Source organism: Sphaerisporangium rubeum (assembly GCF_014207705.1).
GTDB lineage: Bacteria > Actinomycetota > Actinomycetes > Streptosporangiales > Streptosporangiaceae > Sphaerisporangium > Sphaerisporangium rubeum.
This window is the reverse complement of record NZ_JACHIU010000001.1, coordinates 5746193-5760614: the sequence shown is the minus strand read 5'-3', so window position 1 is coordinate 5760614 and position 14422 is coordinate 5746193. Positions and strand designations below refer to the sequence as shown.

At 69.2% G+C, this 14422-nt stretch carries 16 protein-coding genes; 5 read left to right on the top strand and 11 right to left on the bottom strand.

Annotated elements, in window-relative coordinates; all coding sequences use genetic code 11:
• Window position 1 precedes the first annotated feature (1 nt).
• The 3 genes from BJ992_RS24450 to BJ992_RS24440 form a co-directional block, all read right to left on the bottom strand.
• Window positions 2–682: an isochorismatase family protein gene (locus BJ992_RS24450; protein ID WP_184984828.1), complete on the bottom strand. Its 681-nt coding sequence runs from the start codon at window positions 680–682 to the stop codon at window positions 2–4.
• A 146-nt stretch (window positions 683–828) separates the two neighbouring features.
• Window positions 829–1470, bottom strand: a complete 642-nt coding sequence (locus BJ992_RS24445; protein WP_221474960.1) for an FCD domain-containing protein — start codon at window positions 1468–1470, stop codon at window positions 829–831.
• A gap of 69 nt (window positions 1471–1539) precedes the next feature.
• Window positions 1540–2361 carry a D-alanyl-D-alanine carboxypeptidase family protein gene (locus BJ992_RS24440; protein WP_184984826.1) on the bottom strand — a complete coding sequence of 274 codons (822 nt, stop codon included), beginning with the start codon at window positions 2359–2361 and terminating at the stop codon, window positions 1540–1542.
• A gap of 134 nt (window positions 2362–2495) precedes the next feature.
• On the opposite strand from BJ992_RS24440, the gene BJ992_RS24435 reads away from it, so the two are divergent.
• Window positions 2496–3005: a hypothetical protein gene (locus BJ992_RS24435; RefSeq protein WP_184984824.1), complete on the top strand. Its 510-nt coding sequence runs from the start codon at window positions 2496–2498 to the stop codon at window positions 3003–3005.
• Here the strand turns inward: BJ992_RS24435 and BJ992_RS24430 are convergent.
• From BJ992_RS24430 to BJ992_RS32300, 6 genes are all read right to left on the bottom strand, one after another.
• Window positions 2977–6363 carry an ATP-binding protein gene (locus BJ992_RS24430; RefSeq protein ID WP_343072835.1) on the bottom strand — a complete coding sequence of 1129 codons (3387 nt, stop codon included), beginning with the start codon at window positions 6361–6363 and terminating at the stop codon, window positions 2977–2979. The two genes, BJ992_RS24435 and BJ992_RS24430, sit on opposite strands and share 29 nt — an antisense overlap.
• A 372-nt stretch (window positions 6364–6735) precedes the next feature.
• Window positions 6736–7851: an ImmA/IrrE family metallo-endopeptidase gene (locus tag BJ992_RS24425; RefSeq protein ID WP_184984822.1), complete on the bottom strand. Its 1116-nt coding sequence runs from the start codon at window positions 7849–7851 to the stop codon at window positions 6736–6738.
• A 25-nt stretch (window positions 7852–7876) separates the two neighbouring features.
• Window positions 7877–8203, bottom strand: a complete 327-nt coding sequence (locus tag BJ992_RS24420) for a type II toxin-antitoxin system RelE/ParE family toxin (protein ID WP_184984820.1) — start codon at window positions 8201–8203, stop codon at window positions 7877–7879.
• A gap of 177 nt (window positions 8204–8380) precedes the next feature.
• Entirely contained in the window at window positions 8381–9445 is a 1065-nt protein-coding gene (locus BJ992_RS24415) for a lysylphosphatidylglycerol synthase transmembrane domain-containing protein (RefSeq protein WP_184984818.1), read from the bottom strand.
• Between the two features lie 115 nt (window positions 9446–9560).
• Window positions 9561–9959, bottom strand: coding sequence for an ATP-binding protein (locus tag BJ992_RS32305; protein WP_221474959.1), 399 nt, complete (start codon window positions 9957–9959; stop codon window positions 9561–9563).
• Entirely contained in the window at window positions 9956–10135 is a 180-nt protein-coding gene (locus BJ992_RS32300; protein ID WP_221474958.1) for a hypothetical protein, read from the bottom strand. Before BJ992_RS32300 ends, BJ992_RS32305 begins: the two co-directional genes overlap by 4 nt.
• A gap of 243 nt (window positions 10136–10378) precedes the next feature.
• Between BJ992_RS32300 and BJ992_RS24405 the strand changes: the two genes are divergently transcribed.
• Genes BJ992_RS24405 through BJ992_RS24395 form a run of 3 tightly spaced genes read left to right on the top strand, consistent with a single transcriptional unit; the run spans window position 10379 to window position 11575 of the window.
• Window positions 10379–11200 carry a helix-turn-helix domain-containing protein gene (locus BJ992_RS24405; protein ID WP_184984816.1) on the top strand — a complete coding sequence of 274 codons (822 nt, stop codon included), beginning with the start codon at window positions 10379–10381 and terminating at the stop codon, window positions 11198–11200.
• On the top strand, window positions 11191–11385 hold the full coding sequence (locus tag BJ992_RS24400) for a DUF397 domain-containing protein (protein WP_184984814.1): 195 nt from the start codon (window positions 11191–11193) through the stop codon (window positions 11383–11385). The genes BJ992_RS24405 and BJ992_RS24400 overlap by 10 nt, the downstream gene beginning before the upstream one ends.
• 1 nt (window position 11386) lies before the next feature.
• Window positions 11387–11575 (top strand): DUF397 domain-containing protein, encoded by a 189-nt coding sequence (locus BJ992_RS24395; protein WP_184984812.1) that lies wholly within the window; start codon window positions 11387–11389, stop codon window positions 11573–11575.
• Window positions 11576–11693: 118 nt separating this feature from the next.
• Here BJ992_RS24395 and BJ992_RS24390 read toward each other — a convergent pair whose 3' ends face one another.
• Window positions 11694–12059: a hypothetical protein gene (locus tag BJ992_RS24390; RefSeq protein WP_184984810.1), complete on the bottom strand. Its 366-nt coding sequence runs from the start codon at window positions 12057–12059 to the stop codon at window positions 11694–11696.
• Between the two features lie 214 nt (window positions 12060–12273).
• Entirely contained in the window at window positions 12274–13098 is an 825-nt protein-coding gene (locus tag BJ992_RS24385; RefSeq protein ID WP_184984808.1) for a PIG-L deacetylase family protein, read from the bottom strand.
• A 169-nt stretch (window positions 13099–13267) separates the two neighbouring features.
• Between BJ992_RS24385 and BJ992_RS24380 the strand changes: the two genes are divergently transcribed.
• Window positions 13268–14374 (top strand): glycosyltransferase, encoded by a 1107-nt coding sequence (locus BJ992_RS24380; RefSeq protein ID WP_184984805.1) that lies wholly within the window; start codon window positions 13268–13270, stop codon window positions 14372–14374.
• Window positions 14375–14422 lie beyond the last annotated feature (48 nt).

Genomic DNA, 14422 nt, shown 5'->3' with positions numbered 1-14422 from the left:
TTCAGCTCCGGGTTTCTAGGGCCTTGATGTAGTGAGCGGCCGGTGCGACCCAGCCGAAGATGCCGCCCTGCGCGGCGATCATTTGGAGGCCGTACCGCTGGAACTCCTCGAAGTAGGAGCCCACGCAGTCCGACAGCACGAGGCATTCGTAGCCCCGGTCGTTGGCCTCGCGGACGGTGGTGTGCACGCAGACCTCGGTCGTGACCCCGGTGACGACGAGGCTGCGTATGCCGGCTTGTTTGAGCGTCTCGTCCAGGCCGGTGGCGTAGAACGAGCCTTTGCCGGGTTTGTCGACGACGAGTTCGCCGTCGACAGGGGCGAGTTCGTCGATGATGTCGTGGCCGTACTCGCCTCTGATGAGGATGCGGCCCTTCGGCCCCGGGTCGCCGATACGCAGGGACGGCGCGCCGCGGTTGAGCTTGGCCGGGGGGCAGTCGGAAAGGTCTGGTTTGTGACCTTCGCGGGTGTGGATGACGGTGATGCCGGCCGCGCGGGTGGCGGCCAAGGTGTCGCGCAGCGGCGGGATGACCCGCCGGAGCATGGTGACGTCGTTCCCGAGGGTCTCCCCGAATCCCCCGGGCTCGACGAAGTCGCGTTGCATGTCGATGACCAGCAGTGCCGTGTGTCTGGGGTCGAATCCGTAGGCGTACGGCTCAGCCTCGACGAGAAGCGGATCGGACACGTGGGCTCCGTTCTCTCAGATCCTCCATTCGTCGATTGTCGACAAAAATGTGTCCGCCGCCGGTCCCCCCGGTTACGGCTCTGTTAGAGACAGTCATCACCCGCCGGGGTGACGCCGTGCGGAGACAGGGGAGCGGTAGGGGGGCCTCAGCCGATGTACGTCCGCGCGCCGTGCCGGGCCAGCCCGTCCAGCGCGAGCGCCGGGTCGCCTGAGGCGATGGCGTCGAACAGCCGCTGGTGCCGCTCCACACCTTCCGACGGCGCGCGGACCTCGGCCTCACGCCGCAGGTTGGCCGCCATGTACAGCTGGAGCTTGAGGATGACGGGCTCGTACACCAGCAGCAACTGCCGGTGCCCCGCCAGCGCCACCAGCGCCACGTGGTAACGCCGGTGCGCCTCGTTCTCCGAGTACGGATCGTCCTGCTCGACGGCCGTCGCCATGTCGTCCAGCGCTTTGGCCAGGTCCCGAAGGTCGGTCACCCCCGGCAGCGCGGTCTCCACCGCGTACCGCTCCAGCACGTCACGAAGGCCGAACAGCTCGTCCACGTCCGCGCGGGACAGCTCGGCCACCCGTACACCCCTGCGCGGCAGGTGCTCCACCAGCCCCTGCTGGCCGAGCAGGCGCAACGCCTCGCGCAGCGGCGCACGGCTGGTGCCGAAACGCTGGGTGAGCTGCTCCTCGATCAACCGCTCGCCGGGGGCCAGCGTGCCGCTGAGGATCTCGTGCCTGATCCGCCGCATCGACAGCTCGACCAGGCTGTGGGGACGCAGCACCCCCTCCGGTTCCACCCGCGCACCTCCTAGAGCGTCGCCGGACCCGGACGGCGGGTCCCGTCTACATTTTGTGCGACGGCGGGCTCAGGTGGCCGCCGAGGCGTCCAGCAGTCGCCGCGCGGTCCGGAACCGCGCCTTCTCGCCGGTGTCGCCGAGCAGCACGCCGACCAGTACGTGCCCGTCCCGTTCGGCGGCGAACATCAGGCAGTGACCGGCGGCCTTGGTGTAGCCGGTCTTCACGCCGAACGCCTCACCGGGGACCAGTTCGTTGGTGTTGCGCCACACATGCGACCGATGTGCCTTCGACTTCGGCACCGCGTACCGCGCCGTGCCGGCGACCTGCGCGATGACCGGGTCGCGCAGCGCGGCCTGGGCCAGGAGCACCTGGTCGCGGGCCGTGGAGTGGTCCCCGCCGGGACGCGGCAGGCCGTCGGCGTTGACGTACCAGGTGTCCCGCATGCCGAGCGAACGCGCGGCGGCGTTCATGCGCGCGACGAAACGCCGCACACCGGGGCCGTAGGTGCGGGCCAGCGCCTGCGAGGCGTCCGCGCCGGACGGCAGCATCATGCCGTACAGCAGGTCGCGCACCGTCAGCCGTTCACCGGCGCGCAGTCCGGCCCTGGTGGCGCCGCCGGCGACGGCGTGCCGCACGTCGGAGGCCGACACCGTCACCACGTCGGACAGCGGCGCGGTCTTGCGCACGACGTACGCCGTCATGACCTTGGCGAGGCTCGCCACCGGCACCCGGCGGGTCTCCCGTTTGGCGAACCGCACGGTGCCTTCGGTGGCGTCGACGAGGTACACCTCGGCGGCGCTGACCTTGAGCGCGCGTTCCGCGTGAGCGGTGGTCGTGAGTCCGGCGACGGACAGCACGGCGACCGTCACGGCGGTGATCAGCAGGCGCATCAGGTCATGATCCCACGTTCCATGCGATGCGCCTGGATATCCCCCCGAACGGCGCTGCCGGGGACTGCAAGCGGACGGCAAGCAGGGAGCAACTGACGAGGCGTACACCTGGGATGACACAAAGGGGAGGCAGCATGGACGCGCGAGGCGGACTGGTACCGGCGCTCTGGAGCGGTACGTCCACGGCGGTGAAGCTGCTGATCGCCAGCCTCGCGTTCGCCGGCGCGTACAGCGGCGTCGAGGCCACCCGCGGCGACGCCGCGCCACCGGTGTCCGCGCACGCGCCGCGCACCGTCGTGCTGTCGGCGCGGGCCATGCCGGCCGAGGAGACCCGCGTCCCCGCGACCGGTGTCATCAGCGTCGCCGCCGAGCCGGGGACCGGATGCGTCCGCACCTACCGCGCGCAGAGCGTCGTCGAGTCAGGCGGCGGGGACGCCGTGCTGTACGGCTGGCGGTTGCAGCGCTGGAGCGCCACCGGCCGCGAATGGCTGCCGTACACCGCCTCCGCCACCGCCGGGTTCGCCGGCGGCGACCGCGCCGTCACCTGGCAGCCCCGCATCGTCGACAACCCCGGGCTGTACCGGGTGCAGCTCGCGGTGAACGGCAAAGCCGTCGTCAGTGAGAAGTTCCGGGTGAGCTGCTGAGCGACTTGCGTGCCGCCGCCACCCAGCGCGGCACGCCGACCCGCTCGGCCACCGCAAGTGCCTTCTCGTAGTGCGCGTGGCCCTCCTCGGGCTGGCCGAGCCACACCGCGAGGTCGCCGAGGGTCTGCGCCACCGGCCACAACGCCACCACACCCGTGCCGGCCCCCGCGATGCGGTCGGAGAACGGGCCGAGCGTCGAATAGGCGTCCTGCATGCGGTCCCTGTCGTTGAGCAGCATGCCGGCCAGGGCCCGCCACATCATCGCCAGCTCGTACAGGAAGTCGGGCCGCACCGCCGTGCGGGTCGCCGCGACCGCGCGCGCGTCCTTCAGGTGACCGGCCGAGGCCAGCGCCACCGCGTACGCGTCGAGCGTCCACTTGGCGCCGCGCCGATGCGCCTCCTCCAGGGGCTCCACCATGTCGGCCGCCTTGCCCTCGACCAGGCGCAGGCAGAACGTCGTGATCAGCGGCAGGTCCTGGCGGCCCTCCAGCATGCCGGCCCGCGCGGTGAGCCGCGCCGCGTTGCGGTACGCGCGCTCGGCACCCGCGAAGTCACCGGCGATCATCAGCCGCTGGCCCGCGTACCAGGCGCCGACCGCCGACGGGGCCGGCAGGTCGTACCGCCTGGCGAGCCGCTCGGCCGCGTTGATCTGCGCGTCCGCCTCGGCGAAGTCGCCGCGGGCCGCCGCGCACTCCATCAGCACCAGATGCGCCAGCGCCTGCACCGCGATCTGACCGGACGCCTGGCCGACCTCCAGCAGCTCACGGCCGATGGCCTCCCGCTCGTCCACCACGGTGATGACGTACGACTGCCGCAGCCGGCCGCTCAGCGCGACCGCCAGCAACGCCGGGTCGCCGCTGCGCCTCGCCAGCTCCTCGGCCTCCAGCGACGCCTCGTACCCGCGTCCGGTGGCCGAGCCCTCAAGCTCCAGGGCCAGCGTCGCGAGCAGGCTCGCGCGCAGCGACTGCTCACTCGGCGGCAGCTCGATGAGCGCGCGCTCGGTGACGTCCACGATCTCCCACGCCGTGCGGGTCAGGTCGCGCGCGATGCCCTTGTACGGCACCGCGACCGAGGCGGCGATGCGCGCCGTCAGCTCCAGGTCGCCGAGCGGCAGCGCGGCGTCCATGGCCTCACGGCGGCGGGCCCGCGCGGCCGTCATGTCGCCGCACAACGCCAGCGCCTTGATCAGGCGCAGTTGCAGCAGCAACCGCTCCTTGGGGGCACCGGCCTCGGGGTGCGCGCGGTCGAACGCCGCGATGGCCCGCTCCCACAGCGTCGCGGCCTCGCGGTGCGCGAACCGGCGCTCGGCCTGCTCGGCGGCGAGCCCCGCGTAGTGCACCGCCTTGGCGGCGGTCTCGACGGTGCCGGCGGCGTCGTAGTGATGCGCCAGCGCCGCGACGTCCGACGGGGACAGCTCCTCGATCACGTACGCCACGGCCGCGTGCAGCCGCGAACGGCGCAGCCGGGACGCGTCGGAGTACAACGTGTCGCGCACCAGGTCGTGGTCGAACCGCAGCCGGCCGGGCCCCGGCTCGGTGACGAGGCCCGCGAGCAGCGCCGCCTCGACCGCGTCCACCACGGCGTCCTCGTCACCGGAGATGCCGACGAGCACGTCGATGTCGACGTCCCTGCCGATCACCGCGGCCTGCAGCAGGATCTGCTGCGCCGTGGACGGCAGGCGCGTGATGCGGCGGCGCAGCACGTCACGCACACCGGAGGGGACCTCCGACATGACCTCGGCGGCCGTGGCCTTGCCGGTGCCGGGCTCGGAGTCCAGCAGGCGCACCGTCTCGCGCACGAAGAACGGGTTGCCGCCGGTGCGCTCGATGATCGTGCCGACCGCGTCCTCGTCCACCTCGCGCACGCAGGTGGCCCGCACCAGTTCGGCGACGGCCTCCTCGCTCAGGCCCTCCAGCTCCACCCGCACCGGGCCGAGGCGCGCCAGCGCCGCGAGCACGTCGGACTGCTGGTCGTTCAGCTCGCCGTCCCGGCAGGTCACCACCAGCAGCACACGGCTCGTGGCGAGCAGGCTCGGCAACGCGCGCAGCAACGCCAGCGTCTGGTCGTCGGCCCAGTGCAGGTCCTCGAGCACCACCAGCACAGGAGCGTCCCTCGCGATGCCGGCGATGTAGCCGCCGACCGCGCGGTGCAGCCGGAAACCGCCGGACGCCTGATCGTCCTCGTCCACCGGGGCCGCGTCGTCCAGCAAAGGAGCCAGCAGCGGCCCGTACTCGCCGGTGCCGCGCACCGACGCCAGCGACCGCAGCACCTCGACCCAGGCCCAGCCCGGCGGCGTGGCGCTGCTGTCGGGACAGCCACCGGCCGTGGTGATCCACCCCTGGCCGCCGAGCGTCTCGGCGAGCCTGCGGATCAGCGTGGTCTTCCCGGCCCCCGGGTCACCGGCCACCACGGCCGCGGTGAACCGGCCCGACCGCGCGTGCGGCGCCGCGCCGGTCAGCCGGGCCAGCTCGGCGTCCCTGCCGACGAACGGCTCCGGCGACAGAGGCGGCATGTCCGGCTCTTCCGGACGCGGCGGCCAGGTGCCGCGCACCTCGGCCCGTGGCCTTTGATGCGGCACGAGCTCCAGGCCGGGGTCCTGCGACAGGATGTCCGACTCGATCTTGCGCAGCGCCGGCCCCGGGTCGATGCCGAGCTCGTCGGCCAGCGTCGTACGGGCCCGCCGCAGCGCCGCGAGCGCGTCCCCCTGCCGTCCGCAGCGGTACAGCCCGAGCGCCAGCAACCGCCAGCCCTCCTCGCGCAGAGGGTTCTCCCCGGTCAGCGCCTCAAGATCAGGCACCGTCTCGGCGTGCAGCCCCAGCCGCAGCCCCGCGTCCGAATGCCGCTCCCGCGCCACCAGCCGCAGCTCCGCCAGCCTGCTGACCTCCGCCTCGGCCCACTGCTGCTCGGCGAAGTCCGCGTACGGCGTGCCGCTCCACAACCCGAGCGCCGTCTCCAGCGCACCCCGCGCCGCGTCCGGATCGTCGTTGTCGAGGAACTTCCCCGCCGACCGCACCAGCGACTCGAACCGCAGCGCGTCCACCTGGTCAGGAGCCGTACGCAGCGCGTACCCCGAAGCCACCGTCACCAGCAGCCGGTTGGGCCCCCCACGCGGCCGCCCCGGCTCCAGCACCCGCCGCAGCCGCGAAATGTACACCTGAAGCCCCGACTGAGCACCCTTGGCCCCTTCGTCGGCCCACAAGTCGAAGAGCAGCGTGTCAACCGGCACGACCTGCCCCCGCGCGACCAGTAATCGCGCGAGAACCGCACGCTGCCGCAGCCCCCCGAGGTCCACCTCGTCATCGCCGTCGTACGCCTCGACCGGCCCCAAAACCCGGAACGTCACCATCTCAGCCGCCACGGTATGCGGGCCCATCAAACCCACACAAGATATACGTCAAGGCCCACCATCCTTTCCTGCCCATCCGGAAAACAGGGCCTCGACGCGATCCTTCAGACTGCTGAGGCTACAGGTCCCGGCCCCAGCACCATAACGATGAATCCCCCCACACCCCCCGAACTCCCCCCAACAGGTTCCTCCCAGTCACCCCGACGTGGCGCGTGGCCACCCGCGGATCCGTCGAAGAGGGCGCGCGTACCCACGAAACGGCCCTTGCGAGAGGCGCTTCGCGCGAACGACGCAAGGACTGTCCTATGTGGGGGACACCCCCACACCCCCGAGGCTGCCGCGCTCACGCGTGCGGCACCGAGTCACTGTGGTCACTGTGAACCGTCACGTACCCTTGGAGAACTCGATCTTACGTTTGAGCCCGTTCCCGTCCTTCCAGTCCCATGATGGGAACTGCGGATCGCGCTGCAGCCGTGCCACTACAATCCCCGGCGCTATGCCGATCTTGTCGGCGAAGCGTACGACGTCCACCTTGGACTTCAATGTGCGCAGCTCGTCCACGTAGTCGCGAGGGATGAGAAGCTCACTTGCGAAGGCGTCCGCCTCCAGCTCTTTGGCATCCTTCTCCTGCGCGCCCTCGACGTCTATGCGCACCTTCTCCTCTTGGTGGTTGAGGACGTGGCCGATCTCGTGGAAGAGCGTGAACCAAAAGTGATCGTCTGTCTTGTATCGTGAGCTGAGGATGATGATCTTCTTCGCTCCACGATGCAGGGTGGCACCGCTCGCCCGGCATCCTTGGATCTCATCGACGAAGACCACCGCGACACCGCACCTGGCACAGATCTCTTGTATCTGGTCCTTGAAGACTGCGGGATCCCGCAGAGTGAGTGCTCGCAGCTCCGTCAGCGACCGTCTGAGTCCTCTGGCGTCGTAAGCATCACACACGACTTCCTCAGCCTGAAGCTCACCCATCCTCAGCCACGCCGGCAACGCATGCGCCTTCGACGACAAGGTCGTCGATTTCCGGAACGCGACCGCTGGAGCACCGTACAGCTCTTTCCATGCCTCGAGGTTGGCCACGGCGAAGAACGCGAGCAGTTGCTCGATGCGACTGTGATCGTCGACCTTGCCGTCAGGCAGCACTCCGCGCTTGATGAGCTCCCTGACCGGCTGGTTCTGCAGCCACTCCATGTATTCGGAGGTGTGAAGCCCAGGCCGTAGGCGGATCAACGCCGTCCGGTACTCGGCCTCCAACCGGTTCCAGAGCCGGGCAGGTGTCCCGGTCACCAGTTCCAGACGGTGAGCCATATCGGATGACAACGGAACCAGCCCTTGAATGAGTTGGTTGACGTGCTTAGGGCTCATGTCCAGCCGAGTGGCGAGATCCCGTTGCGTCATGTTCCGCTCGTCGAGCAGCTCACGCAGAGTATCGCCGGGTGGAATGGCCTGGTCGAGGTCTCCGGCCGGGTAGAGCCGGGGTGCGTCGTTCCCGGTTGTCATGCGGTTCACTCCCTCTGCCTCTTCCTCAGTGGTAGTCCTCAACAGCCACGATCACGACAGCGGTCACAGCCTTCCAGTCCAGTCCGCCGACGGTGTGCTCGACCCACTCCAACGGCCGGAAGACCAATCGCATCCCTCCCGCAAGGTCCATCGCGAGGTGGCCGTTCCGGTCGTGTTTCAGTTCGTGGCACCGGCCTGTCATGTAACGCAGGTCGTCCAGCGTCTCGGCGGCGGACAGCGCGGTGAGCCGTTGAGCGAGGCGCTTCGCGTTATCGAACCCCCACTGGCGCCGGCGATCTTTATCGTTCCGGCACGTGTCCCCGAGCCTAGGATCGTCGTAGAACACCTCCAAGGATCGACCTGCCTCCTACATCCAGTATTAACCCATGAGGTAAACGTCCGATTCCATCAGGGAGTCATGTTGCCATCGCCGTGAAACCGGCGCAGGGGTATCGTGACCTGGGGCTCCAGACATTTCCGATGTCTGCAATGGCGTCGCACTGGACCCGCCGACTGGACGATGAGGGCCTCAGCCGCGGGTCGCGGGTTCCGGGGTGGAGGAGTCGGCGGTGGGGGTGCGGCGGCGGAGGAGGGTCCAGGCGCCGAAGGCGAGGCCGCCCCAGGGGATTTCTATGGTGTAGGTCCAGAAGCCGAAGAGGATGGCGGCGGCGGTGGCGGGGGCCGGGGGCTGGCCGAAGGCGATGAGGAGGGCCGCTACGCCGCCTTCCATGATGCCGGCGCCGCTCGGGGTGATCACGGCGCTGGTCAGGACGCGGCTCAACGCGAAGACGGCCACGGTTTCCGCGGGGCCGGGGGAGGAGCCGGTGGCGGTCAGGCAGGCGGACATGATCAGGCACTGGAGGGTGAGGAAGGCGATCATGCCGAGGGACAGGCCGGGCCAGCGGGTGTGGACGATGTCGGCGGTGTCGGCGCGGAGGCGGTGGATGGCGTCCCTGGCGAAGCGTTCGGACGGCCGGAACCTGCGGGGGAGCACGCGCAGTGCGCCGTCGGCGGCGCGGCCGAGCAGGTCGGCGGCGCGTTCCCAGTAGAGGGCCGCCGCGACGACGGCGACGAGGACGAGGATCGAGACGGCGCCTCCCCACGCGGCGGTCGTGACCCGCGAGTCGGGGATGCGACCGGCGAGCAGCAGCCCCACGATGCCGACTGCGGGGAGGATGAACCGGAACAAGGTGTTCCAGATGCCGGTCACCAGCGTGTACACGACCACCGGCCGCGTCGCGAATCCCCACCCCTTGGTCATCGCGAACGTCAGCGCCACCCCCGCCGCTCCGCCGAACGGCAGCAGGTTGCTCACCGCGCTCCCCGCGCCGTTCAGCGTCAGCGCCTGCACGTGGCCGAGCCCCGGCAACGCCGACGTCATCACGTACGTGTAGGCCCAAAGGCTGGCCAGCCACAGGACGGTCATCAGCAGCACCATCGGCCAGCTCAACGCCGCGAACTGCGCACCGATCCCCTGCCAGCTCACCGTGGCCCCTGTGAGCGCGTGCACGATCTGCGGCAGGAACACCACAAGCGCCACCGCCAGCACCAGCGAAACCGCCGACGCTCCGGCCCGCACCCACTTGTTCCCCATCCGCACCCCTTTGCCGTCCCCCGGTCACCGCCACCCCCGGCGGCCCCTCCAGTCTGCTCGGCCGTCACACCCGCCGCGCACCATCAACTACGGCCCACCGTACCGGCCCTGCCACTCACGGCGTCACCTCGAACCAGACCACCAGCCCGGCCCCGTCCCTCTCCCAGCCCCAGGAGGAGGACAGCGTCCGGACCAGCCACAGCCCTCTGCCGCTCTCGCTCAGCGGATCCACGTGGGCCGGAACGTCTGGAAGATCCCCTGCCGGCCCGTCGTCACCCACCTCCACCCGCACCCGCCGTCCGTCGTCGAACACCTTTACCCGAACCGCTCCGCCGGCCCCCGAGCTGGAGTGCCTGACGGCGTTCGCGACGAGTTCCCCGGTCAGCAACCCGGCGTCGTCCACGGCGTGTCGACCGGCCGATCGGAGGACCACCGTCACGTAGGCACGCGCGAGCGGCACCGAGGCGGTGACACCGGGGAGTTCGACGGCGCCGGCAAGTCCCGCTGTCTTCACTGCGCCACCTCCCAGACCCGTTCCGCCGCGTCCTCGGCCAGCGCGTGTGTCCGCTGGTCGCGTCCGCGTCCCCAGGTGAAGAACCAGCGTCCCTCCTGGAACGACGCCATCACCGTCAGCGGGACAGGCACCCGGTACAGCAGGAGGACCGGTTCTTTTCCTCGTGACAGGTCCACCGCACCGTTTAATCCGCGCTTGTGGAGATCCCAGGCCAATCGGACAAGATGAATGAATTGCTCCTGTTTTGCGTCTCGCGCTTTCATGGGGCCTCCCGTGGCCTTTCATCCGCGGAATTCGTTCCCCAAGCGTGCAGGTCATCGGGTATTTTTGGCGGTGGAAACCATTCACGGTCCTCACACATCATTCGTGAGACCGTCCCCACCTCCGTGAGATCAAGTGAGATCGCTGGAGAAACGGATATGCCTAACCCCATAGAGGTCAACCCCGAGGAATCCCCCCTGGCGCGATTCGCCTACGAGGTCCGACGGCACCGCCTGGCCGCCGGATGGACCCAGCGGCAACTGGCCCGCGTGCTGACCGTCTCCACGAGCGCGGTCGGCATGCTGGAAACCGTCAGACGCAAGCCGGACCGCCACTTCGCCGACGCCTGCGACAAGGTCTTCAAGCTGGACGGCGTCTTCCACGAGCTGTGGAGAGAGACCCGGTGGGAGATGGCTCCCGAGCACTTCCGCGACTTCATGGAGTTGGAGGCTCAGGCGTCCGCACTGCGGATCTGGGATCCCATGCTCGTGCCCGGACTCTTCCAGACCGAGCCGTACGCGAGACGGATCTTCGAGACCGAGCCGGGTATCACCTCGGAAATAGTGGAACAGAGGGTTTGTCACCGCATGCAGCGACAAGCTCTGCTGGCACGGGACAGCGGGCCCATGGTCTGGAGCGTCATCGACGAAGGGGTACTGCGACGACCTATGGGTGACGCGGGCCTGATGCGCGACCAGATGGGACGGTTACTGGAGATGGTGAAGAATCCACGAGTAACGATCCAAGTCGTCCCGTATTCCGCATGGTGCGCCGTAGGGCTTCAGGCGTCGTTCACGATCGCCGAACTTCGTGGGTCACCGCACAGCGTGTACGTCGAAAGCGCACCATCTGGTCTCACGATAGGAGAGCGTGCGACCATAGCGACATTGGTAGGGCGTTTCGATGCTCTACGCTCTGCGGCTTTCCCGCAGAGTCTCTCGCTCGGCATCGTCGAGGAAGTGATGGCGCAGTGGACTTGACCGGTGCGAAGTGGCGCAAATCCTCTTGGTCCAGTGGCGATGGGGGAACATGTGTCGAAGTAACCACTGACCTGCCGGATGTTGTCGCCGTACGCGACAGCAAGAACCCGAGGGGGCCCGTTCTCGTCGTGACTCCGGCCGGATGGCGGACATTTCTTCGGAAGACGAAGGACGGATGGAGCTGAGATGGTCAGGAGTGGGTGGCAGTGGCGGAAGTCCTCTCGTTCCAGCGGTGACGGAGGCCAATGTGTGGAGGTGGCCACCAACCTGCCGGGTGTCGTCGCCGTACGGGACAGCAAGAACCTGGACGGGCCCGCGCTGGTCGTTCCCGCTGCCGAGTGGAGGGTGTTCCTGCGGAAGGCGTCCGGCGCCTGAGGCGACGTCTTCGTCATCCGCCGGGCCGGGGAGACGCGCAGAGCCGGGAGGGGACTCCCGGCTCTGCTGGGGTTTCGGGTACCTGGCGAGCGTTTTGGTCCGGGTCAGGTGGGGGTGGTCAGACCCGGGGGACCAGGCGGTAGCCGCGGTATCCGGGGCAACTGCCTGACGGGGCCCATCTGCCGGTGTTCATCCGGATCTCGACGGTCACGCCTTCGCAGTAGACGAACAGCGTGTTCGGTTCCTTGAGGTCGCAGTAGAAGGTCATCTTCACGCCTGGTCCGGCCACCGGGATGCAGTAGCTCGTCTCCGCGGCCAGCGTCGTCTCCGGCGCGGTGACGTCCTTCGGCAGGGTCTTCCAGGCGGTGGTGCGGAAGTCGCCGGCCGCCGCGGTGCTCGACGAGGCCCACGCCGTGCCGAGCGGGGTCACCAGCAGGACGGACAGTGCCAGCGCGGTGAGGAGGAATCGATGAGCGGATCTCATGGCTTCCCTTCTGTTCAGGCGCGCAAAGGACTCACGCGTAGAGGGGTGTCATCGACGTCCGGCCGATCTTCGCCGGGGTCACCTCACGATTGACGGCGCCTATCAGTGCATTGTCAATATTGCGCTGAAATGGGATGTCCGAAATGAGGAATAATCTTCACTTCCGCAGCATGAATCACGGGGCATGCCAGAGCTCTCGCGAAAGTTTCAGGTTCTACGAGGGGTCGCCAGGAGAAGGGGAGAAGGGGTGTTTCAGGTGGGTTTTAGGGGGGAGGTCGCGGCGGACGTACCACTCGGTGCCGAAGATGAGGCGGTACAAGGGGGGTGGGATTCTCAGCATTACGGCGAGGGTGCGGTCGGAGGTGCCGCCGGTGGCCTGGCTGGTGTGGGCCGACATGCTGGCGCGTTTTTGTTTGATGTATTTACGGACGTTGACGCGGTGGGTGATGGACTCGGCGGGGGAGTAGGCGAGTTCGAAGGAGCGCATGTCGAACTCGGGAGGGAAGCGGTAGAACTTCTGGGCCAGGCGGAGGGCTTTGACCAAGGGGTCTCGGTTGACCGTCGCCTCCAGGACTATGGGGGTGCCGGCCAGGACGGCGGCGCGGGTGCCTACGCGGTAGACCTGGACGTGGTCGGGGTGGCCGTAGCCGCCGGCGGGGTCGTAGATGGTGAGGAGGTCGGCGTTCTCCTCTTTGAGGATGGTGGCCAGGCGGTGCGCGGCCTCCTCTATGTCGGTGTCCATGAAGGCGTTGTCGGGACGGTCCTCGCCGCCGTCGCCGGCCTGGGTGAGACCGGAGTCGCCGTAGCCGAGGAGGACGACGCGGGCCACGCCTAGGACGGCGGCGGACGCGTACAACTCGGCGGTGCGCGCCTCGGCCAGTTGGTCGCCGTGGGGGAGGTCGGCGAGGCCGCGTTCGCCGGCGGTGGCGACGACGAGGACCACACGGTGGCCCTCGGCCGCGAGCATCGCCATGGTCCCGGCCGTCAGCAGGGCCTCGTCGTCGGGATGAGCGTGGAAGAACACCGCGGTGCGTGCCATCGCTCAATGATCCCACGGCGGGTTCCGGCGGAATGCGGGGGTCTCCTGGTGGGGGTCGGGTTCTTCTTCGGCCGCCTCCGGTCGCACGAAGGCGGGAGGCCTCCTGGTGGGGACGGGTTTTTCTTTTGTCGCGTTTGATGCGGGGGGAGGGCTCTGACAGGCTTGAGGGGTGCGGATCCTCCATGTCAGTGACTGTTATCTGCCTCGGCTCGGTGGGATCGAGGTGCAGGTGGCCGATCTGGTACAGGCACAGGGTGAGGCCGGGTACGAGGTCGAGGTGGTGACGGCCACGCCGGGTGAGCCCATCGCCGGGGTGCATCGGGTTGTGGCGCCTATGCCGTTCGATCTTCCCGTGCATCCTCGGGGGGTGGTGCACATGCTGCGGCTGATGACGGCGCGGCGGCCTGACGTGGTGCATGTGCACACCGGAGCGGTGTCGCCGTTCGCGTGGATGGGGGTGCGGGCCGCGGTGCGGGCCGGGGTGCCGGTGGTGGTGACGGTGCACAGCATGTGGGATCCGGTGACGCGGGTGCTGTATCGCGGGCTGGATTCGGTGTTCGGGTGGAGCCGGTGGCCGGTGGCGGCCACGGCGGTGAGCCGTGCGGCGGCGCGGCCGGTTCGGGCTGTGGCGGGGCCGCGGGTGCCGGTGGACGTGGTGTCGAACGGGCTCGATCTGTCGTCGTGGCGGCCGCGGCCCGGTGAGGTGCTTCCGGTTCGCGGGGACGAGGTGCACATCGTGGCGGTGGGCCGGCTGGCGCCGAGGAAGCAGCCGGTCCGGTTACTGAAGCTGCTGCACGAGGCCCGGCAGCGGGTGCCGAGGTCGATTCCGATGCGGGCCACGTTGGTGGGGGACGGTCCCGCGCGGGGGGCCATGGAGCGGTTCTCCCGGTCGCACGGCATGGACGGCTGGGTTTCGCTGCCGGGCCGTTACACCCGTGAGCAGATCCGGTCCCTGCTCATGTCGGCCGATGTGTTCGTCGCGCCGGCGCCTCGTGAGTCCTTCGGGATCGCGGCGCTGGAGGCGCGCGCGGCCGGTGTGCCGGTGGTCGCGCGTGCGCAGAGCGGGGTCGCGGACTTCGTACGGCCCGGCAAGGAGGGGCTGCTCGGCCGGAGTTTCCATGAGCTGGTCGTGGCGGTGGCGCGGCTCACCCGGGACCGTGATCTGCGCGAGTCGATCGCCGGGAACAACCGTGCCACGGAACCCACGCGCTGCGCCTGGCCGAACGTCCTCGCGGGTTTCGAGCAGTCGTACAAGCTCGCCACCGGACAGGCGTGAGCCTGTCGGCGAGCACGGCACGGAGATCGTGACGGTCCTCGTGCGCGG